This is a genomic window from Pseudoduganella flava, from assembly GCF_007830495.1.
GTDB classification, from domain to species: Bacteria; Pseudomonadota; Gammaproteobacteria; order Burkholderiales; family Burkholderiaceae_D; genus Rugamonas; species Rugamonas flava.
Map to the genome: position 1 here is coordinate 300,169 of NZ_VLKW01000006.1, position 21,370 is coordinate 321,538.

18 protein-coding genes are annotated in these 21,370 nt (G+C 68.4%); 17 read left to right on the forward strand and 1 reads right to left on the reverse strand.

All coding sequences use genetic code 11. The features are described 5' to 3' along the window. Nucleotides 1–23: 23 nt before the first annotated feature. From IP92_RS17335 to IP92_RS17415, 17 genes are read left to right on the forward strand one after another with little or no spacing between them, the layout of a single operon-like run. Complete coding sequence (locus IP92_RS17335) at nucleotides 24–974, forward strand: XrtA-associated tyrosine autokinase (protein WP_199271788.1); 951 nt, start codon at nucleotides 24–26, stop codon at nucleotides 972–974. Next, nucleotides 967–2,499, forward strand: a complete 1,533-nt coding sequence (locus IP92_RS17340) for a TIGR03016 family PEP-CTERM system-associated outer membrane protein (RefSeq protein WP_145877237.1) — start codon at nucleotides 967–969, stop codon at nucleotides 2,497–2,499. The genes IP92_RS17335 and IP92_RS17340 overlap by 8 nt, the downstream gene beginning before the upstream one ends. 16 nt (nucleotides 2,500–2,515) lie before the next feature. Then, entirely contained in the window at nucleotides 2,516–3,520 is a 1,005-nt protein-coding gene (locus IP92_RS17345) for an XrtA/PEP-CTERM system-associated ATPase (protein WP_145877239.1), read from the forward strand. Beyond that, nucleotides 3,517–4,662 carry a non-hydrolyzing UDP-N-acetylglucosamine 2-epimerase gene (gene wecB / locus IP92_RS17350; protein ID WP_145877241.1) on the forward strand — a complete coding sequence of 382 codons (1,146 nt, stop codon included), beginning with the start codon at nucleotides 3,517–3,519 and terminating at the stop codon, nucleotides 4,660–4,662. Before IP92_RS17345 ends, wecB begins: the two co-directional genes overlap by 4 nt. A 12-nt stretch (nucleotides 4,663–4,674) precedes the next feature. Further along, nucleotides 4,675–5,547 carry an XrtA system polysaccharide deacetylase gene (locus IP92_RS17355; protein WP_199271789.1) on the forward strand — a complete coding sequence of 291 codons (873 nt, stop codon included), beginning with the start codon at nucleotides 4,675–4,677 and terminating at the stop codon, nucleotides 5,545–5,547. Then, complete coding sequence (locus IP92_RS17360; protein WP_145877243.1) at nucleotides 5,544–6,641, forward strand: FemAB family XrtA/PEP-CTERM system-associated protein; 1,098 nt, start codon at nucleotides 5,544–5,546, stop codon at nucleotides 6,639–6,641. Before IP92_RS17355 ends, IP92_RS17360 begins: the two co-directional genes overlap by 4 nt. A gap of 3 nt (nucleotides 6,642–6,644) precedes the next feature. Beyond that, complete coding sequence (locus tag IP92_RS17365; RefSeq protein ID WP_145877246.1) at nucleotides 6,645–7,910, forward strand: TIGR03087 family PEP-CTERM/XrtA system glycosyltransferase; 1,266 nt, start codon at nucleotides 6,645–6,647, stop codon at nucleotides 7,908–7,910. Next, complete coding sequence (xrtA, locus tag IP92_RS17370; protein WP_145877248.1) at nucleotides 7,907–9,463, forward strand: exosortase A; 1,557 nt, start codon at nucleotides 7,907–7,909, stop codon at nucleotides 9,461–9,463. The genes IP92_RS17365 and xrtA overlap by 4 nt, the downstream gene beginning before the upstream one ends. A gap of 1 nt (nucleotide 9,464) precedes the next feature. Continuing rightward, the gene (locus IP92_RS17375) at nucleotides 9,465–10,646 is read left to right on the forward strand and encodes a TIGR03088 family PEP-CTERM/XrtA system glycosyltransferase (RefSeq protein WP_145877250.1); all 1,182 of its coding nucleotides are present in this window, start codon (nucleotides 9,465–9,467) and stop codon (nucleotides 10,644–10,646) included. Beyond that, nucleotides 10,634–12,529, forward strand: a complete 1,896-nt coding sequence (locus IP92_RS17380) for an XrtA/PEP-CTERM system amidotransferase (RefSeq protein ID WP_145877252.1) — start codon at nucleotides 10,634–10,636, stop codon at nucleotides 12,527–12,529. Before IP92_RS17375 ends, IP92_RS17380 begins: the two co-directional genes overlap by 13 nt. Nucleotides 12,530–12,581: 52 nt before the next feature. Continuing rightward, nucleotides 12,582–13,811, forward strand: a complete 1,230-nt coding sequence (locus tag IP92_RS17385) for a TIGR04063 family PEP-CTERM/XrtA system glycosyltransferase (protein WP_145877505.1) — start codon at nucleotides 12,582–12,584, stop codon at nucleotides 13,809–13,811. After that, on the forward strand, nucleotides 13,808–14,914 hold the full coding sequence (locus tag IP92_RS17390) for a glycosyltransferase family 4 protein (protein ID WP_145877255.1): 1,107 nt from the start codon (nucleotides 13,808–13,810) through the stop codon (nucleotides 14,912–14,914). Before IP92_RS17385 ends, IP92_RS17390 begins: the two co-directional genes overlap by 4 nt. Further along, nucleotides 14,911–16,308 carry a phenylacetate--CoA ligase family protein gene (locus tag IP92_RS17395; protein ID WP_145877257.1) on the forward strand — a complete coding sequence of 466 codons (1,398 nt, stop codon included), beginning with the start codon at nucleotides 14,911–14,913 and terminating at the stop codon, nucleotides 16,306–16,308. The genes IP92_RS17390 and IP92_RS17395 overlap by 4 nt, the downstream gene beginning before the upstream one ends. Continuing rightward, complete coding sequence (locus IP92_RS17400) at nucleotides 16,305–17,636, forward strand: putative O-glycosylation ligase, exosortase A system-associated (RefSeq protein WP_145877259.1); 1,332 nt, start codon at nucleotides 16,305–16,307, stop codon at nucleotides 17,634–17,636. Before IP92_RS17395 ends, IP92_RS17400 begins: the two co-directional genes overlap by 4 nt. Further along, nucleotides 17,623–18,612 (forward strand): polysaccharide deacetylase family protein, encoded by a 990-nt coding sequence (locus IP92_RS17405; protein WP_199271790.1) that lies wholly within the window; start codon nucleotides 17,623–17,625, stop codon nucleotides 18,610–18,612. Before IP92_RS17400 ends, IP92_RS17405 begins: the two co-directional genes overlap by 14 nt. Before the next feature lie 14 nt (nucleotides 18,613–18,626). Beyond that, entirely contained in the window at nucleotides 18,627–20,075 is a 1,449-nt protein-coding gene (locus IP92_RS17410) for a lipopolysaccharide biosynthesis protein (RefSeq protein ID WP_158206766.1), read from the forward strand. Then, nucleotides 20,072–20,365 (forward strand): 2Fe-2S iron-sulfur cluster-binding protein, encoded by a 294-nt coding sequence (locus IP92_RS17415; protein ID WP_145877263.1) that lies wholly within the window; start codon nucleotides 20,072–20,074, stop codon nucleotides 20,363–20,365. Before IP92_RS17410 ends, IP92_RS17415 begins: the two co-directional genes overlap by 4 nt. Here IP92_RS17415 and IP92_RS17420 read toward each other — a convergent pair whose 3' ends face one another. After that, the gene (locus tag IP92_RS17420; protein ID WP_307724857.1) at nucleotides 20,366–21,325 is read right to left on the reverse strand and encodes an AraC family transcriptional regulator; all 960 of its coding nucleotides are present in this window, start codon (nucleotides 21,323–21,325) and stop codon (nucleotides 20,366–20,368) included. It lies immediately after the preceding gene. Nucleotides 21,326–21,370: the final 45 nt, after the last annotated feature.

Here is a 21,370-nt window from a genome sequence, read left to right on the forward strand (position 1 = left end):
CCGGGGAAAGCACAGGTTACAACGTGAGCATCATCGAAAAAGCCGCGAGCCGGATCGGCCAGCAGGCGCCGCTTCCCGCCCAGCCGATGGCCCGCGTGGCGGTGCAGCCGGAGCCCGAGATTCACACGCCCGAGCTGGACGGCCCGGACGTGGCGGTGGCCGAGCAGCCCGCCATGGAAGCGCCGGCCGCACCACCGGCCGTCGCGCTGGCCAACGGCACACCGGGTGCGCCGGAACCACAGCGTCGCACTGCGCGCGTGATCGAGCTGGACCTGGCGCGGATGAACGACGCCGGGCTGGTGACGGCGGCCGGCGGCCGCACCAATCTCGTCGAGGACTTCCGCATCATCAAGCGCCCGCTGATCAAGCGCGCGTTCACGCCGCGCAAGGCCAATGCGAATCCGGGCAACCTGATCATGATCACCAGCTCGTTGCCGGGCGAAGGCAAGACGTTCACGTCGATCAACCTGGCGATGAGCATCGCGATGGAACTCGATCACACGGTGCTGCTGGTCGATGCCGACGTGGCACGGCCGTCCGTGCTGCGCACGCTGGGCCTGCCCGCGCAACGGGGCCTGATGGACATCCTGCTCGATGACCAGCTCGACATGGCCGACGTGATGCTGCGCACCAACGTCAACACGCTGTCGATCCTGCCGGCGGGCACGTCGAACCCGCGCGCCACCGAGCTGCTGGCCAGCCACGCGATGAAGGCGCTGGTGCTGGAGATCGCGGACCGCTATCCGGACCGCATCGTGATCTTCGACTCGCCGCCGCTGCTGCTGACGAGCGAGGCGCACGTGCTGGCCAGCCACATGGGGCAGATCGTCGTCGTCGTCGAGTCCGAGAAGACGACGCAGCACGCCGTCAAGGAGGCGCTGCGCCAGCTGGAAGGATGCAGCAACGTCAACCTGGTGTACAACAAGTCGCGCGAGCTGGGATCGTCCAGCAAGTACGACTATCACTATGGTTGAACGGCGCTCCCGCGCGCTGCTGGCGCCGGCGCTGGTGCTGGCCTTGCTGCCGTCCGCCGTACGGGCGGCCTGGCAGGTCACGCCGTCCGTCGAGTTGCGCGAAACGTGGTCGGACAATCCGTCGCTGCGCTCGGACGGCGAGAAGCGCAGCCAGTTCATCACGTCCGTCTCGCCCGGCGTGACGGTGACGAACCAGACCCCGCGCCTGCAGGTATCGGCTTCCTACCAGCTGAACGCATTCAAGTATTCCGGCGAAAGGACGACGGGCACGGACAACGTGAACAGCAGCCTGAGCGCCAGCGCCAAGGGCATGGTCGTCAACGACCTGCTGTTCTTCGACGCGGCGGCCGGCATCACGCAGACGCCCATTTCCGCCTTCGGCCCCGTCGGCGACAACCCGTACTCGAGCACGAACCGCAGCGAAGTGCGCAGCTATCGCGTGTCGCCCTACCTCGTGCACGGCTTCGGCAGCTTCGCGTCCGCGCAACTGCGCTACACGCACGACATGGTCGACAGCGACATGCCCGGCTTCGCGCGCAGCACGTCCGATTCGCTCAATCTCTCCATCAACAGCGGCCCCACGTTCCGCGCGCTGGGCTGGGGCCTGCAACTGAATCGCGCCAACGAGGAAGACGGCATCGCGCCCAAGCAGATCAACAGCAAGGTGCTTGCTTCGCTGCGCTACGCGATGACGCGCACGTTCAGCCTGACCGCGACGGGCGGCTACGACAGGTTCGACTACGAGAGCATGGGGGAAGGCACGAAGGGCGCATCGTGGTCCGGCGGGTTCTCCTACAACCCCAGCGCCCGCACCAGCCTGCAGATGTCGGCTGGCAAGCGCTATTACGGCAACAGCTACTTCCTCGCCGCGACCCACCGCAGCCGCTACACGGTGTGGAGCATCAATTACAGCGACGACGTGACGCGGAGCCGCAGCAATTTCCTGCTGCCGTCGGCCGTCGATACCGCGTCGATGCTGAGCCAGCTGTTCATCTCGCAATATCCCGATCCTGTCATGCGCGCACTGGTGGTGTCGGCGTATATGCGCGCGCTCAACCTGCCGAGTTCGTTGCCGAACAGCACCAATTACTTCAGCAACCGCTACATGCTGCAACGGCAGTTCAATGCCTCCGTGGCACTGCGCACGGCGCGGACGACGACGTTGGTATCGCTGTACAAGACGCGCCGCGAAGCGCTGTCGCTGCTGGAGTACGACAGTTCGCTGTTCGGCGCCGGGCAGCAGAACATCAACGACAACACCGACCAGACAGGCCTGGCGGTGATGGTCGATTACCGGCTCGGCGCACGCACCAATGTCTCGCTGGCCGCCAACACGGGGCGCAGCGAATCGCGCAGCAGTCAGTTCTCCGAACGCAACCGCCAGATTCGCGCTCACCTGTCGCACACGTTCAGCCCGAAGCTGTCCGGCGGCGTCGAAGTGCGCCGCACGTCCGGCGGCCTGGCGCTGCAAGGCGGCTCGTACTCGGAGAACGCGGTGGCGGCATCCCTTTCGATGAAGTTCTAGCGGAGCACGACGTCCCATGTACGAAAGCTATTACGGTCTCCTGGACAAACCCTTCCGCCTGCGTCCCGATCCGCAGTTCTTCTTCGGCAGCAAGGGGCACAAGCGCGCGATGGCCTACCTGGACTACGGGCTGGCGCAGGGCGAGGGGTTCATCGTCATCACGGGCGAGGTCGGCGCGGGCAAGACGACGCTCGTGCGCAACCTGTTCCGCAAGATCGCGTCGGACCAGATCGTCGCGGCGCACATCGTCAACACGCACGTCGATTCGGACGACATCCTGCGCGGCGTCGTGGCGGCATTCGGGCTGCCGTTCGAAGACAGTGCCAGCAAGACAACGCTGTTGGCCCGGCTGGAAGCCTTCCTGCGCGAGTGCGACGGGCAGGGCAAGCGAGCCCTGCTGGTGGTTGACGAAGCGCAGAACCTGACGCCCCGCGTGGTGGAAGAATTGCGCATGCTGTCGAACTTTCAAACCGACGACAAGCCGCTGTTGCAGACGTTCCTGCTCGGCCAGCCGGAGTTTCGCGCGACCTTGCACAGCCCCGGGATGCAGCAACTGCGCCAGCGCGTCATCGCGACCTACCACCTGGGCCCGATGGACGAGCTGGAAACCCAGGCCTACATCGAGCACCGGCTGTTGACCGTGGGCTGGAAGGGCGACCCGTCGTTCACCCCGGCCGCCTACGCGGCCATCTACCAGTTCACGGGAGGCATACCGCGCAAGACCAACCACCTGTGCGACCGCTTGTTGCTGATGGGCTTCCTCGAAGAGATGCATGCCTTCACCGACACGGACGTCGACATGGTGATCCGCGACATTGCCCAGGAATTCGAAGCGCCGGCGGAACCGCCGGGCGACCCCGCCCTCGATCCGGAACACGCCGTGTTCGCGAACCAGTACCCATCCGTGCTGGACGAGCGCATGTTGCGACTGGAGAAATCGATGGGGTCGGTGCTGTCGATCCTGAAAAAGATCGTGCGCACGCCGGCCGGTGCGAACCAGGTTATGGATGGCAACCAATGAACACGAACCTCAGCACTGACAAGGTCCTCCGCATCCTGTGCGTGGTGGGCGCGCGCCCGAACTTCATGAAGATGGCGCCGATCATGCAGGCGTTTGCCGCGTTGGGGCCGCGCGTTGAGGCGCAGCTGGTGCACACCGGCCAGCACTACGACGTGGCGATGAACCACCAGTATTTCCAGGCGCTGGGCATTCCCGACCCGGACGTCAACCTCGAAGTGGGCAGCGGCAGCCATGCGCAGCAGACGGCCGAGGTGATGCGCCGCTTCGAGCCGGCGCTGGACGACCTGGCGCCGTCGGCCGTGCTGGTCGTCGGCGACGTCAATTCGACGATCGCCTGCGCGCTGGTCGCCGCGAAGAAGGGCGTCCCCGTCATCCACGTCGAGGCGGGCCTGCGCAGCTTCGACAGGGCGATGCCGGAAGAAATCAACCGGGTGCTGACGGACCAGCTGTCGGACCTGCTGTTCACGACCGAGGAAAGCGGCCGCGCGAACCTGCTGAAGGAAGGCATTGCGGATGAGCGCATCCACTTCGTCGGCAACGTGATGATCGATACGCTGCGCCTGAACCTGCCGCGCGCCGTGCCGGCCGCGCGGATCGCCGCGGACGCCGGCCGGCGCGGTTTCACCGATGGCGGCTACTCCGTCTTGACCCTGCATCGCCCATCGAACGTCGACGACCCGGCCGTGCTGCGCCGGCTGCTGGAAACGGCGGTGCGGATCAGCGAGCGGGTGCCGCTGATCTTCCCCGTCCACCCGCGCACGCGCGCGACGATCGAGCGCTTCGGCCTGTTGCCGCTGCTGGACCGTCCCACGATCCTGCTGCTGCCGCCGATGGGTTACCTGGAGATGCTGGGCTTGATGAAGGATGCCCGCGCCGTGCTGACGGATTCCGGCGGCATTCAGGAAGAGACCACGGCGCTGGGCACGCCGTGCATCACGCTGCGCGAGAACACCGAGCGGCCGATCACGGTGGACGAAGGCACCAACACGATCGCCGGCAGCGATCCCGCGACGATCCTGGCCGTCCTCGGCGACGTGCTGGCCGGCCGCGGCAAGGCGGGCCGCGTGCCGCACTTCTGGGATGGCCGCGCCGCCGAGCGGATCGCTGCCATCGTGCGCGACTGGCTCGAGCGCCGCGGCTGAACGGGAACACCGATGAACGCGCCCGTGCCCAACGTGACCGCGCTGACCGCGCTGCGCAACGCGATGACGATCGACGTGGAGGATTACTTCCAGGTGTCCGCGTTTGCCGGCCATATCGCGCGCGACAGCTGGGCGCAGCGCGAATGCCGCGTCGAAGCCAACGTCGAACGCATCCTCGCGATCCTCGACGAAGGCGGCGCGAAGGCCACATTCTTCACGCTGGGCTGGATCGCCGAGCGCTATCCAGCGCTGGTACGCCGCATCGTCGCCGGAGGCCACGAACTGGCCAGCCACGGCTACGGCCACCTGCGCGCATCGGATCAGGACCGCGGACAGTTCATGGACGACGTCGCGCGCAGCAAGGCGATCCTGGAAGACATCGGCGGTCGTCCGGTGCTGGGCTACCGGGCGCCGAGCTTTTCGATCGGCCCCGGCAACCTGTGGGCGCTGGACGTGCTGCAGGAAGCGGGCTATCGCTACAGCTCGTCGATTTACCCGATCGCCCACGATCACTACGGCATGCCGGACGCGCCCCGCTTCGCGTTCCACCCGAACGGCGCGCACGGTCTGCTGGAAGTGCCGATCACGACGGTGCGGCTGATGGAGCGCAACCTGCCGGCCGGTGGCGGCGGCTACTTCCGGCTGCTGCCATACGCGCTGTCGCGCCGCATGATGCGGCGCGTGAATCAGGCCGACGGCCAGCCGGCGATCTTCTACTTCCACCCATGGGAGCTGGACCCGGGCCAGCCGCGCGTCGGCGGTGTCGGCGTCAAGACGCGCTTCCGGCACTACGTTAACCTGGCACGCATGGAGCGCCGCATCCGCGCGCTGACACGCGATTTCGCGTGGGACCGAATGGACCGCATCTTCCTGGAGGGGACATGAGCGCGATCATCGAGCAGGCGATGCTGCGCACGCAGGCGCCGGCCGGGCCACAACCGCTGTCGGTCAGGCTGCTGGGCGCGGACGCCGCGGACCGCGCGCGCTGGGACGCGTTCGTGCAAGCCTGTCCGGACGCGACGTTCTTCCACCGCGCCGGCTGGCAGCGCGTTATCGAGCAGGCGTTCGGCCACCGCACGTGGTTCTATCTCGCTGAGCGGGACGGCCGCATCGAAGGCGTGCTGCCGCTGGCGCGCATCAAGAGCCGCCTGTTCGGCGATTCGCTGATCGCCCTGCCGTTCTGCGTGTACGGCGGCGTCGCCGCGTTGAACGACGCGGCGCGCGCGGCGCTCGATGCGGAGGCGATCCGGCTGGCGACGACACTGGGCGTCGGCCACCTCGAATACCGCAACTTCGCCCAAGCCCACCCGGGCGAGCCCGCGTGGCTGGGCAAGGACCTGTACGTCACGTTCCGCAAGGAGATCGGCGGCGACGACGAGGCCAACATGAACGCGATCCCCCGCAAGCAGCGCGCGATGGTCCGCAAGGGCATCAAGCTGGGCTTGACGGGCGAGGTGGACGAGCACGTGGACCGCTTCTTCACGGCTTACGCGCACAGCGTGCACCGCCTGGGCACGCCGGTGTTCCCGAAGAAGTACTTCCGGCTGCTGAAGGAGGAATTCGGCGCCGACTGCGAGGTGCGCGTCATCGTCCAGGGCAGCACGCTGGTGGCCGGGGTGCTGAGCTTCTTCTTCCGCGACGAAGTGCTGCCGTACTACGGCGGCGGCATGGCGATCGCGCGCGACGTTGCGGGCAACGACTTCATGTACTGGAACCTGATGCAGGCAGCGGCGGCGCGCGGCTGCCGGGTGTTCGACTTTGGCCGCAGCAAGCGGGGCACCGGGGCGTTCGACTTCAAGAAGAACTGGGGGTTCACCGCGCAGCCGCTGCCTTACGAGTACCGGCTGATCGCCGCGCACGAGCTGCCGGACGTGAATCCGCTCAATCCCAAGTACCAGTTGTTCATCAAGCTGTGGCAGAAGCTGCCGCTGGCGCTGGCGAACGCGCTGGGGCCGCATATTGTCAAAGACCTGGGGTAAGCCGTGGAAGACCTGCTGCTGCTGGTGCACCGCATCCCTTATCCCCCGAACAAGGGCGACAAGATCCGCTCGTGGCACCTGCTGCGCTACCTGGCCGCGCGCTACCGCGTACACCTGGCCACGTTCGTCGACGACCCGGACGACTGGCAATACGTGGCCCATGTGCGCAAGCTGTGCGCGTCGAGCCACTTCGCACTGCTCAACCCGCGCCGCGCGCGGCTGCGCAGCTTGCGCGCCGTGCTGGCGAACCGCGCGCTGTCACTGGATTACTACAGCGACGGCGCCACCCACGCCTGGGTGCGCCGGGCGATGCGGGCCAACGGCATCGCGCGCGTCGTCGCGTTCTCGTCGCCGATGGCGCAATACGCACAGGAGTTACCGGGTGTGCGGCGCATCGTCGACCTGTGCGACGTTGATTCCGAGAAATGGCGCGCTTACGCGGCAAAGAAGCCCTGGCCTGCCAGCATGCCGTACGCCTATGAGGCCGAGCGCCTGTTGCGCCATGAGCGCAAGGTGGCGGCATCGTGCGATGCGGCGCTGTTCGTCTCGGCGCCCGAAGCGGAGTTGTTCCGCCGGCTGGCGCCGGAAAGCGCGGCGCGCATCGGCTGGTTCGGCAACGGCGTCGACACCGAATACTTCTCGCCCGCGGCCTGCGGTGCCAGTCCTTACCAGCCCGGCGAACAGGCGTTGGTGTTCTGCGGCGCGATGGACTACTGGCCGAACGTCGATGCGGTGCAGTGGTTCGCCAATGCCGTGCTGCCGCGCATCCGCGCGCGGGTGCCGCAGGTGTCCTTCCACATCGTCGGCGCGCGGCCCACGCCGGCGGTGCAGGCGCTGGCCGGACTGCCTGGCGTGACCGTTACCGGTGCCGTGCCGGACGTGCGGCCGTATGTCGCGCATGCGGCGCTGTCGGTGGCGCCGCTGCGGATCGCTAGGGGCATCCAGAACAAGGTGCTCGAAGCGATGGCGATGGCCAAGGCCGTCGTCGTCAGCCCCGAAGCACTGGAAGGCATCGATGCGGCGGACGGCGCCGAAGTGCTGGTGGCGCAAGCGGCCGAGCAGTACGCGGACACGATCGTTGCCGCACTCGCCGACGACGCCCGGCGCGATGCGCTGGGGCATGCCGCGCGCGGCCGCGTCGCGGCGGCATACGGTTGGGAGGCCCGCCTCGCCGCACTCGATCCGCTGCTGGAAGCGGAGGCGCCGCGGCACGCGGCCGTGGCAGTACGTGCCGGCGCAATGGCTTCACCCACCTGGACCGGCGCATGAACACGATCACCGCCTCCGAAGATGCGCAACTCGCCGCGGTCCACGCCGGCCCGGCCCAGGTGCCGCCGCCCGTCGTGCAGTGGTGGATCGCCGGCGCGGCAGTGCTGCTGCCGCTGCTGGCCTTTTTCGGCACGGCGGCGTCGATCGTGTCGATCTGGAATCGTTCGGCGACGTTCGCGCACGGCTTCGTCATCGTGCCGATTAGCCTTTGGCTCGTGTGGCGCCGCCGCGACCAGCTGGCGCAACTGGCCGTGCAGCCCTGCTGGCCGGCGCTGGCGGCGCTGGCGCTGTGCGGCGCGGCGTGGATGCTGGCAGCGCTCAGCGACGTGCTGATCGTCGGCCAATACGCCTTCGCGGCGATGGTGCCGTTGACCGTGCTGGCCGTCTGCGGCACCGCGTTTGCCCGCGCACTGCTGTTCCCGCTCGCGTTCCTGCTGTTCGGCGTGCCCGTCGGTGAAGGATTGATCGACCCGCTGATTCAGATCACCGCGAGCTTCACCGTCGATGCGCTGCGGATGACGGGTATCCCCGTGCTGCGCGAGGGGAACAGCTTCAGCATCCCGACGGGCGACTGGTCCGTCGTCGAGGCGTGCAGCGGCTTGCGCTACCTGATCTCATCCGTCACGCTGGGCTGCCTGTATGCCTACCTGACTTATCGGTCGCCGTGGCGCCGCGTGCTGTTCGTGCTCGTGTCGCTGGCGCTGCCGGTGCTGGCAAACGGCCTGCGCGCCTACATGATCGTGATGATCGGCCATACCAGCGGCATGACCCTGGCGGTCGGCGTCGACCACCTGATCTACGGGTGGGCGTTCTTCGGCCTCGTGATGCTGCTGCTGTTCTGGATCGGCAGCTTCTGGCGCGAGGACCACACCGAACCGCTGACGGCGATGCGCCCGACGGTGCGCGTTCGCTCGGCGCCGCCGGCGAAGGTCGCTGCCGCCGCGCTGGGCGTCGCCGCATGCATCGGCGTGTGGCCGGCCTACGCGTGGTATCTGGAGCGCGGCAACGCTGCGCCGCCGCCGGTGGCGTTGTCGTTCGCAGCCGCCATGCCGTCTGCGCCCGCGTTCACCGCGTGGGAACCGGATTTCGCACCGGCCAGCGCATCGCTGCGGCGCTTCTATCGCGTCGGCACCGCACCGGTCGGCTTGCAGGTGCTGTATTACCGCGACGGCGGCGCGGGCAAGTTGATCAGTTCGACGAACCGGATTACCGCCGCGCGCAGTGGCTGGCACGAGACGGCCGTCGCGCTGTCGATGGAAAAAATCCGTGGCCACGACCTCGTCGTGCGCGAAACCGCGGTGGCCGGCCCCGGTGGAAGATTCGTCGTGTGGCAGTGGTACGCGATCGGTGGGCGGGTCACGGCCAGCGAATACGTCGGCAAGCTGCTGCAGTCGAAGCAGAAGTTCCTGACGGGCAGCGACGACGGCGCCGCGTTGATGGTGTTCACGCCGTACGAGGACGATCCGGCGGCCGCCCGGCCGGCGCTGCGCGCCTTCCTGCGCGAGCATCTGGCGGCACTCGACGCGACCCTGGCACAGAACGAACGGCAGTGACATGACCACGACTCCCCTGATCGTCCACCTGATCTACCGGCTCGACTTCGGCGGGCTGGAAACGCTGCTGGTCGAACGGATCAACCGGATGCCCGCCGCCTGCTACCGGCATGCGATCGTCTGCCTCACCGATGCCAATCCCGCGTTCGCGCAGAAGCTCGCCCGCCCGGACGTCGCGATCCACGCGCTGCACAAGAAGGCCGGCCTGGCGCTCGGCACCCATGTGACGTTGTGGCGGCTGCTGCGCCGGCTGCGCCCCGCGGTGCTTCATTCGTACAACCTGTCCGCCGTCGAATACGGCCCCGTCGCCCTGCTGGCGGGCGTGCCGGTACGGATCAACGGCGCGCACGGCCGCGATGCCGACGATCCGCATGGCACGAACCGCAAGCACAACGCGCTGCGCCGGCTGATGGTGCCGTTCTACGACTGCTGTTACGCGAATTCCGCCGCGATGGAAGCCTGGAACCGCACCGTGATCGGCGTGCCGGAGCATAAGAGCACGCTGCTGGCGAACGGCATCGACGCCGAGCGGTTCCGGCCCCGCGCCACCGACGACGGTTTCGCCGCCGACGGCTGCCCGTACGGCCGCGAGCACATCGTCATCGGCACGGTGGGCCGCATCCAGGCCGTGAAGGACCACGCGACCCTGGTGGATGCCTTCGCGCTGCTGCGCGCCAGGCTGCAGCGCCAGCGTGGCCAGCTGCGCCTCGTCATCGCCGGCGACGGCCCGCTGCTCGAGACGCTGCGTGCAAAGGTCGCGGCGGCCGGACTGCAGGACGTCGTCTGGCTGCCCGGTGCGCGCACGGACGTGCCGCAGATCCTGCGCGGGCTGGACGTGTTCGCGATGTCGTCGATCGCCGAAGGCACGCCGGGATCGGCGCTGGAGGCGATGGCGAGCGCGCTGCCCGTCGTCGGCACGCGTGTGGGCGGCATTCCGGAAGTCGTCGACAACGGCGTCACGGGCTTCCTGGTGCCGCCCGTCGATCCGGAAGCGATGGCGGCGGCGCTGGAGCAGTACGTGCTGTCGCCGGAACTGGCGGCGCAACATGGCGCGGCCGGGCGCGAGCGCGTGCTGCGCCGGTACAGCATGACGGCGATGGTCGCTGCCTACCAGGGCCTGTACGACAGCCTGTGCGAACGCAAGATCAAGACGAGAGGGGCGGTGACATCATGTGCGGAATAGTGGGGCTACTGGACACGCGGGGCAGGCGCGACATCGACGAGGCGCTGCTGCGGCGGATGAACGATACCCAGCACCACCGCGGGCCGGACGAGGGCGACATCTACCGCGAGCCGGGCGTCGGCTTCGGCCACCGCCGCCTGTCCGTCATCGACATCACGCTGGGCCAGCAGCCGCTCGGCAACGAGGATGGCAGCGTGATGGTCTGCTACAACGGCGAGATCTACAACTACCGCGAGCTGACGGCGCAGTTGAAGGCGCTCGGCCACGTGTTCCGCACGCACAGCGACACCGAAGTCATCGTGCATGCGTGGGAAGAGTGGGGCGAGGCATGCGTGGAGCGCTTCCGCGGCATGTTCGCGTTCGGCCTGTGGGACCGCAACCGGCAGGCGATGTTCCTGGCGCGCGACCACATGGGCGTCAAGCCGCTGTTCTACGCGATGCTGCCGGACGGGATGTTCGCCTTCAGCTCCGAGCTGAAGGCGTTGCGGTCGCTGCCCGGCCTGCCGCGCGACATCGACCCGCGCGCCGTCGAGGATTATTTCGCCTATGGCTACGTGCCTGAGCCGAAGACGATCTACCGCAGTGCGTTCAAGCTGGCGCCGGGATACCGACTGCTGCAGCGGGTCGGTGCGCCGCTCGCCGAGCCTCAGCGCTACTGGGACGTGCCGTTCAAGCCGCACTTTGCGATGACGGAGCGCGATGCCGAGGGCGAGCTGGTGGAACGGCTGCGCGATTCGGTGCGCAGCCAGCTGGTGGCCGAGGTGCCGCTGGGCGCCTTCCTGTCCGGCGGGGTCGACTCGAGCGCCGTCGTGGCGATGATGGCCGGCCTCACGGACGGCGCCGTCAACACGTGCTCGATCGCATTCCGCGACAAGGCCTATGACGAGTCGGCGTATGCCGCGCAGGTGGCGCAGCAGTACCGCACCGACCATCACGTCGAAACCGTCGACACCGACGACTTTGGCCTCCTCGATACGCTGTCGGACCTGTATGACGAGCCGTATGCGGACAGCTCGGCGATCCCGACGTACCGCGTGTGCCAGCTGGCACGGCGGCGCGTGACCGTCGCGCTGTCCGGCGATGGCGGCGACGAAAACCTGGCGGGCTACCGCCGCTATCGCTACACGATGGCGGAGGAGCGGGTGCGTGGCCGGATCCCGTCGGCGTTGCGCCGGCCGCTGTTCGGCACACTGGGCCGTTACTACCCGAAGGCCGACTGGGCACCGCGCGTGTTCCGCGCCAAGAGTACGTTCGAATCGCTGTCGCGCGACCTCGTCGAAGGCTACTTCCACGGCGTGTCGATCATGACGGATGCGATGCGCAGCCAGCTGTTCTCACCGCGGTTCCGCGCCGGCCTGCAAGGCTACCGGGCGATCGACGTGATGCGTGGGCATGCCCGGCAGGCGCCGACCGACGAGCCGCTGTCCTTGATCCAGTACCTGGACATGAAGACCTACCTGCCGGGAGACATCCTGACGAAGGTCGACCGCGCCAGCATGGCGCATGCGCTGGAGGTGCGCGTACCGCTGCTCGATCACCGGCTGGTGGAGTGGATCTCGGGGCTGCCGCCGGACATGAAACTGAACGGCGGCGAAGGCAAGTACATCTTCAAGAAAAGCATGGAGAAGTACCTGCCGCACGACATCCTGTATCGCCGCAAGCAGGGCTTCGCCGTGCCGCTGGCGGCCTGGTTCCGCGGGCCGCTGCGCGAACGCGTACGCACTGCGCTGCTGGGGGCGACGCTCGCGGAGACCGGCATGTTCAACGGGGCTTTCCTGGCCGAGATGGTGGAGCACCACCAGTCCGGCCGCCGCGACTACAGCGCGCCGATCTGGACGCTGCTGATGTTCGAGGCGTTCATCAAGAAAGAAATGCAGGCCTGACATGGGTACTTCCGATATCGCCGCAGGACTGGACCAACCCGCGGGCCACCCGCTGCGCATCCTGCACGTGCTGGATCACTCGATCCCGCTGCACAGCGGCTACACGTTCCGCACCCGCGCGATCCTGCAGCAGCAGCGCGCGCTGGGTTGGGAGACCCACCACCTCACGAGCCCGAAGCAGGGCCAGGCCGGTATGGACCACGAGACGGTGGACGGCTTGCGCTTCTTCCGCACCGAACCGGCGCGCGGCGCCCTCGCGCGCTTGCCTGTGCTGAACCAGCTGGCCGTGATCGACCGCCTGGCGGCGCGGTTGATGCAGGTCGCCCGCGAGGTGCGGCCAGACATCCTGCACGCCCATTCGCCCGCGCTGAACGCCGTCGCGGCGCTGCGCGTCGGCCGCAAGCTGGGCATCCCCGTCGTCTACGAGATCCGCGCGTTCTGGGAAGACGCGGCGGTGGACCACGGCACCAGCCGCGAGTGGGGGGCGCGCTACCGGCTGACGCGAGCGATGGAGACGTGGGTGCTGCAGCGAGTCGATGCCGCCACCACGATCTGCGAAGGGCTGCGCGGCGAGATTGTCGGCCGCGGCATCCCGGCTGCGAAAATCGAAGTGATTCCAAATGCCGTCGACATTGCCGATTTCTCGATCGGCGGGCCGCGCGACGACGCGCTGGCCCGTACCCTTGGCCTGGAAGGCAAGACCGTGCTGGGGTTCATCGGCTCGTTCTACGCGTACGAAGGCTTGAACGTGCTGCTCGATGCGCTGCCGGCGCTGCTGGCGGAGCGGCCCGGCATCCGCGTGCTGCTGGTCGGCGGCGGGCCGCAGGACGCGGCGCTGCGGCAGCAGGCACGCGCGCTGGGCGTGGCCGACCATGTGATTTTCACGGGCCGGGTACCGCACCACGAAGTGCAGCGCTACTACAACCTGGTGGACGTGCTGTGCTATCCGCGCCTGAAGATGCGCCTGACGGACCTCGTCACGCCGCTGAAACCGCTGGAAGCGATGGCGCAGGGGCGCCTGCTGGCCGCTTCCGACGTCGGTGGCCACCGCGAGCTGATCGAGGACGGCCGCACCGGCGTGCTGTTCGCCGCCGGCGACCCGGCCGCGCTGGCGCGCAAGGTGCTGGCGCTGCTGGCCGAGCCGGACGCCTGGCCGCGGCTGAAGGCGCAGGGGCGCCGCTTCGTCGAGGCCGAGCGCAACTGGGCCGCCAGCGTGGCGCGCTACCGCGCCGTGTATGGCCGCCTGGTGCCGGCCGCCGCGCAGACGGTGGAGCAGCCATGACGGCGCTGCGCATCGGCCTTGTCGGCCCGCTGCCGCCGCCGTCCGGCGGCATGGCGAACCAGACCTTGCAACTGGCCGGGCTGCTGCGCAGCGAAGGGCTGGAGGTCGAGACCGTGCAGGTCAACGCGCCGTACCGGCCAGGGTGGGCCGGCCGGATCAAGGGCGTGCGCGCGCTGGTCCGCCTGCTGCCGTATCTCGCCGGGCTGTGGCGGACTGCCGGTCGCGTGCAGCTGTTCCACGTGATGGCCAATTCCGGCTGGTCCTGGCACCTGTTTGCCGCGCCGGCGATCTGGGTGGCGCGGCTGCGCGGCAAGCCGGTCGTCGTCAATTACCGGGGCGGCGAGGCGGACGGGTTCCTGGCCGGCGCGCGCCGCTGGGTGGCCCCCAGCATCACAAGGGCGGACGCCGTCATCGTGCCGTCCGGTTTCCTGGAAGCGGTGTTCCGCAAGCATGGCTTCGCGACGCAGGTGGTGCCGAACATCGTCAACCTGGAACGCTTCTCGGCGCAGCGGGAGCCCGCTGCGACGCCTGGCCCGCGCCTGCTCGTCGCGCGCAACCTCGAGCCGATCTACGACAACGCGACGGCGCTGCGCGTGCTCGCGCTGGTGCGTGCACAGCACCCGGCGGCGATGCTCGTCATCGCCGGCGAGGGCCCGTTGCGCGCCGAGCTGGAAGCGCTGGCCGTGGAACTGAAGCTGACGGACGCCGTCACGTTCACCGGTCGCGTGGACAACGCCGGCATGGCCGCACTGTACCGCAACGCCGACGCGATGCTCAACTGCAGCCTGGTCGACAACATGCCGAACTCCGTGCTCGAAGCGCTGGCGTGCGGCGTGCCGGTCGTCAGCACGAACGTGGGCGGCGTGCCCTACTTTGTCGAGGATGGCCGTACCGCCTTGCTGGTGCCGCCCGGCGCGCCGCGAGCGATGGCGGATGCGGTGCTGCGGCTGGCATCCGATCCGGCGCTCGCGGCGGCGCTGCGCAGCGCCGGCCTTCGCCAGGTGCAGCAGTACACGTGGTCCAGCGTGCGTCCGCGCCTGCTGGCGGTCTACCAACAGGTGCTGGCATCCGCCGCCGGTACCGCCGCGGTGAGCCGGCCATGATCGACCGCTATCGCCCCGCGCCGTACACGGCGCTCGTCACGAACCTGATCTTCCCGCTGCACGAGCGGGTCAAGCAGCATCGCAGCGTGGCCGTTCGCAAGCAACTGGAAGAGTCGCAGTACTGGCCGGAGGAACGGCTGCGCGAGCTGCAACTGGCGCGGCTGCGCCGCCTGCTGCTGCGCGCCGGAACGAAGGTGCCGTACTTCCGTGACCTGTTCCGCGCGCTGGACTTCGACCCGCAGCGCGACCTGCACAGCCTCGACGACCTGGCCCGGCTGCCGCGGATGGACAAGGCCGTGATCCGCGCCAACGTCGAGCGGCTGAAGGCGGAGGATGCGGTCGGCCTCGCGCGTTTCAACACGGGCGGCTCGTCCGGCGAGCCGCTGATCTTCTACATCGGCAAGGAGCGCGTCAGCCACGACGTGGCCGCGAAGTGGCGCGCCACGCGCTGGTGGAACGTCGACATCGGCGACCCGGAAATCGTCGTGTGGGGTTCGCCGATCGAATTGAAGGCGCAGGACCGCGTGCGTGCGCTGCGCGACCGGCTGTTGCGCACGCACCTGCTGCCGGCGTTCGAGATGTCGACCGCGAAGCTGGATGGTTTCGTCGAACGCATCCGCGCGCACCGGCCGCGCATGCTGTTCGGTTACCCGTCGGCGCTGTCGCACATCGCCCGCCATGCGCGCGACAAGGGCCAGCGGATGGACGACCTGGGCATCCGCGTCGCGTTCGTCACGTCGGAACGGCTGTACGACGAACAGCGCCGGCAGATCTCCGATACGTTCGGCTGCCCCGTCGCCAACGGTTATGGCGGCAGGGACGCCGGCTTCATCGCCCACCAATGCCCGGAAGGGAGCATGCACATCACGGCCGAGGACATCATCGTCGAGATCCTCGATCCGGACGGTACGCCGGTGCCGCGCGGCCAGGCGGGCGAGATCGTCGTGACGCACCTGGCCACGGGCGACTTCCCATTCATCCGCTACCGCACCGGCGACATCGGCGTGCTGGGCACCGAGCAGTGCGGCTGCGGCCGCGGCCTGCCGCTGCTGCGCGAGATCCAGGGCCGCAGCACCGACTTCCTCGTGGCGCAGGATGGCACCGTGATGCACGGCCTGGCATTGGTCTACATCCTGCGCGACCTGCCGCAGGTGCAGGCGTTCAAGATCACGCAGGAAAGCCTGGACCTGACGCGCGTGCAGATCGTGCCGGCGGCGGCACTGGAGGCGCAGGCGTTCGAATCGCTGCGGCGCGACGTCGAACGCGGCTTCAAGGCACGGCTGGGTGCCGCCGTCGCCGTCGAGGTGGAGCTGGTCGACGCCATCGCGCCCGAGAAATCGGGCAAGTTCCGCTACGTGGTCAGCAAGGTGGCCGCCGGGAGAGCGGCGGCATGAGGGACGTGCTGGTCACGCTGATCGTGTTCGGATCGCTGCCCTACATCTTCAAGCGGCCGTCGCTGGGTCTCGTCATGTGGATCTGGATCAGTGTGATGAACCCGCACACGCAGGGCTGGGGCTTTGCGCGCGAGTTCCCGTTCGCCGCGATCATCGCCGTGACGACGGTGGCGGCAATGGCCACCAATCCGCACCGCCGCTACCGGTTGCCGATCACGCCCGTCACCATCACGTTCCTCGCCTTCGTCGCGTGGATGGGCGTCACGTCGGCGTTCGCGATCCACCCGGACCAGATCATGCCGCAGCTGGTGAAGGTTGCCAAGATCATGGGCATGACGATCGTCGTGCTGCTCCTGCTGCGCAAGCGCATCCACATCGAATGGATGATCTGGACGATCGTCGTGTCGATCGGCTACTACGGTGTCAAGGGGGGCATCTTCACGGTGCGCAGCGGCGCGCAGTACCGCGTGTGGGGACCGATCGGCACGTTCATCGACGGTAACAACGAGATCGCGCTGGCCCTCGTGATGACGATCCCGCTGATGCTGTACCTGTACACGCTGGTCACGCACAAATGGGGCAAGCGGGCGCTGATCGCGGCGATGGTGTTGTGCGCGCTGGCGTCGCTGGCATCGTATTCGCGCGGCGCGGCGATCGCGATGGCGGCGATGCTGTGCTTCCTGTGGCTCAAGAGCCGCAACAAGGCGATGCTGGGCATGTTGCTGGTGCTGTGCGTGCCGGTCGCGCTGGTGTTCATGCCCGAGCAATGGCATGCGCGCATCGACACGATCGACGAGTACGAGCAGGACATGTCGGCGATGGGCCGCATCAATGCGTGGCGCATGGCGTTCAACCTGGCCAACGACCGGCCGTTCGGCGGCGGCTTCGAGATCTACGATTCGGAAGTGTTCGAACGCTATGCGCCGGTGCCGGAGGACGTGCATGCGGCGCACAGCATCTACTTCCAGGTGCTGGGCGAACACGGCTGGATGGGCCTCGCGCTGTACCTTGCGCTGGGCGTGCTGACGTGGCGCACCGGTTCCTGGATCATCCGTAACGCGGAACCGTACAAGGAGCTCACCTGGGCCGGCAACCTGGCCCGGATGACGCAGGTGAGCCTGTTGGGCTTCGCCGTCGGCGGCGCGTTTCTGAGCCTGCTGTACTTCGATGTGCCGTATTATCTGATGGCGGGCATGGTGGCGACCCGGATCATCGTCGAACGCGAGAAACAGGCATTGGTGCCTGTGCCAAAGGTGAACCCGCTGGCGCCGCCGCCCGATGTCGACGAGGACACCACCGATGAAGAGTTACGCCATGACCCTGCCTGACACCGCGGGCGGCGCGCCGCTGCTGGAGAAGGGCTTGCTGTCGCTGCTGTCGCCGGGCGGCGCGAAGGGCTTGTCGATCCTGATCTACCATCGCGTACTGCCGCACAAGGACCCGCTGTTTCCCAGCGAGGTCGACGCCGCCGAGTTCTCCGCGCAGATCGCCATGTTGAAGTCGCGCTTCAACGTGTTGCCGCTGATCGACGCGGTACGCCGCGCCAGGGCCGGCACCTTGCCGGCACGCGCCGCGGCGATCACATTCGACGACGGCTATGCCGACAACGCCGAGGTCGCGCTGCCGCTGCTGCAGCGGCACGGCTTGCATGCGACGTTCTTCGTCGCCACCGGCTTCCTGAACGGCGGCCGGATGTGGAACGACAGCGTCTATGAGCTGGTGCGGCGCGCGCCGGACGGCGTGCTGGACGCGACGCCGCTGGGCCTCGGCAGCCATCCGCTGCACACGATCGGCGACCGGCAGCGTGCGATCCCGGCGCTGATCGGCCAGCTGAAGTACCTGCCGATCGCTGAACGCCAGCGGCAGGTCGACCGGCTTGTCGCGCTGGCCGGCGTGACGTTGCCGGACGACCTGATGATGACGAGCGCACAGGTGAGGAAGCTGCATGCGGCCGGCATGGGCATCGGCGCGCACACGGTGAACCACCCGATCCTCGCGCGCCTGCCGGACGACGAGGCGCGCCGCGAGATCGCCCAGGGCAAGCATGCGCTGGAAGAGCTGATCGACGCGCGCGTGCCGCTGTTCGCGTATCCGAACGGGAAACCGGGCGAGGACTACGAGGCACGTCACGTGGCGATGGCGCGCGAGCTGCAATTCGAAGGCGCCGTCTCCACTTCCTGGGGCGCCAGCCGCGCCAGGCCTGACCTGTTCCAGCTGCCCCGCTTCACGCCATGGGACCGCAGCCGGTTGCGCTTCGTGCTGCGCATGGCACGCAACCTCACCACCAGCGCACAGCTGGCGTAAAGGATCAACCCCGCATGTCGCTGAAGAAGGACGTCCTCACCGGTTTGAAATGGGTGGCCGGTGCCAAGTTCGCCAGCCAGATCGTCAGCTGGGTCGTCACGATCATCGTGATGCGGATGCTGGTGCCGGCCGATTACGGGTTGATGGCGATGGCCTCCGTGTTCCTGGCCTGGTGCGCGATGTTCGTCGAGATGGGGCTGGCGCCGGCGCTGGTGCAGGCGAAGGAGGTGTCGACGGAAAAGCTGCGGCAGGCGCAAGGCATCTTCATGCTCGTCAATTTCGCTGTCGTGCTGTTGCTGGTGGCCTGCGCACCGCTGGCGGCGCGTTTCTTCGACGAGCCGCACCTGACCTTGCTGATCCGCGTGATGTCGCTGCAATTCGTGCTCACGCCGTTCGGCCTGATCTCGGAAGTGCTGCTGCAGCGCGGCCTCGATTTCCGCGCCCGCTCGCTGCTGGACTTGGCGCAGTCCGTCATCACGGCGATCGCCACCTTGGCGCTGGCGTGGTGGGGCATGGGCGTGTGGGCGCTGGCGCTGGGGATCGTCATTGCCGCGTTCTGGCGCACGATCGCCGTCAACGTGGTGGCGCCGTTCCCGCACCTGCCGCTGTTCTCGGTGCGCGGCATGCGCGGCCTGCTGACGTTCGGCGGCAAGATCTCGGCATCGCGCTTCCTGTGGTTCTTCTTCACGCAGGCGGACACGGTCATCATCGGCCGCCTGCTGGGCGGCCAGGTGCTGGGCGTGTACTCGGTGGCGCTGCACCTGGCGAGCCTGCCCGTGCAGCGCGTGTCCGGCATCCTGAACCAGGTGGCGTTCCCCGCGCTGGCGCGCTACCAGAACGACCCCGCCGCGATCGCCCGTCAGTTGCTGCGGGCGTTCGAGCTCGTGTCGCTGGTGGCGTTTCCCGTCCTGTGGGGGATGGCCGCGACGGCCGGCGACATCGTGCTCGTGGTCCTCGGCGCGCACTGGGAAGGCGCGATCCTGCCGCTGCGCGTGCTGGCGCTGATCATGCCGTTCCGCACCGTCGTGCAGTTCCTGCCGGCCGTCACGGACGCCGTCGGCCGCCCCGGCGTCGCGCTGCAGAACGGTATCGTCGCGTGCACGCTGATGCCGGCGGCGTTCTACGTGGGTGCGCACTGGGGCATCTTCGGCGTCACGATGGCGTGGGCGCTCGTGTATCCCGTGGTCCTGCTGATCAACATGCAGCGGATGCTGGGCGTGATCGGCCTGACCATGGGCGCGGTCGCGGCGCGCATGTTGCCGGCCATGCTGTCCGGTGCGGCGATGTACGCGGCGGTGACGGGCGTGCATGGCATGCTGGATGGCTTCGCGGACCGGCGCATCGCGCTGGCGATCCAGGTCGCGAGCGGTGCCGCGGCCTATGTCGCCGCCAGCTGCCTGCTCAACCGGGCGGCGGTCGCCGAAGTGTGGGGCATGGTGCGGCGCAGGAGGCAAGCGGCATGACGTGGCGCGTCACGGTGCTGCCGAAAGGCTTCGAATTCGATGCGGACGAGGGCGAGACGCTGCTGCGCGCGGCCGAGCGGGCGGGCATCCGCCTGCCCAGCTCCTGCCGCAACGGCACCTGCCGCACGTGCCACTGCGCGAGCGACGGCGGCAAGGTGAGCTACGTGGTCGAGTGGCCCGGGCTGTCGCTCGACGAGAAGCTGGCGCACGACGTGCTGCCGTGCGTCGCCGTGGCCGAAGGGGACATCACGCTGACGGTGCCTGCCGCGCGCCGCGTCGATTCGCCCTGATCAGGCTTGCCGGGCCGTACGCCGGTACTCGCCCGGTCCCACGCCGTGATGGCGCTTGAAGACGCGGTTGAACGCCGCTTCCGACTGGTAGCCCACCTGTTCGCCGATTTGCCCGGCCGCGAGGCGGCCTTGCGCCAGCAGCCGCGCCGCCTGCGCCATCCGCAACTGCGTCAGCACTTCCGCCGGCGGCGTGCCGGCCGTCTGGCGGAATGCGCGCACGAACGTGGCGCGCGACATGTGGCACAGCGCCGCCAGCTGGTCGAGCGTCCACGGGCGCTCCGGCTCCGCCAACATCGCATGCAGCGCGGCCTGCAGGCGCGGTTCCGCCAGCACGGCCAGCAGGCCTGGCGTGCCCGATTGTTCGAGCCAGCCGCGCAGCAGCAATGCGAACAGCGCGGACGACAGTTGCGCAAGGACCGCCGCCGTGCCGGCGCGCTCCTGATCCGCTTCCTGCTGCAGCAGTGCGATCAGCGCGCGCAGGCTGGCCAGCGCCGGCTCGCCCGCCGTGCGCACCAATACCACGTCCGGCAGCGTGCGCAGCAGCGGCACCGACTCGGGGCCGAAGCGTAGTTCGCCGCACAGGATGTCGCTGGCCGGCCCGGTGCCGTCATTCGTCTCGACGGCCAGGTGCGACCCATGGATTTTGCGGGCAGGAGACGGTTCGCCATCGCCGGCGCGCAGCCGATGGGAGCCGCCGTGCGGGAACAGCACTGCGTCGCCGGCTTGCAGCGGCGCGCGCGAACCGTCCGGCAGCTCCAGCGACGCGCTGCCCGCGACCAGCAGGTGGTAGGGCGCGCAGCCGGCTTCCGCATCGGGCAACTCGATGCGCCACGGCGCGGCGAAGTGGCAGCGCACGTTCAGCGCGGTGCGCAGCGGGTACAGGGAAAGCAAGCGGCTGAGAGGGTCCAAGGGGTGCTGTCGGGTGAGCCGGATGAGCAAATTATAGCGCCGGCCGGGCATTCATCCACCTGGCCTTTTTCCCTAGACTGGCTCCATCAACTTTAC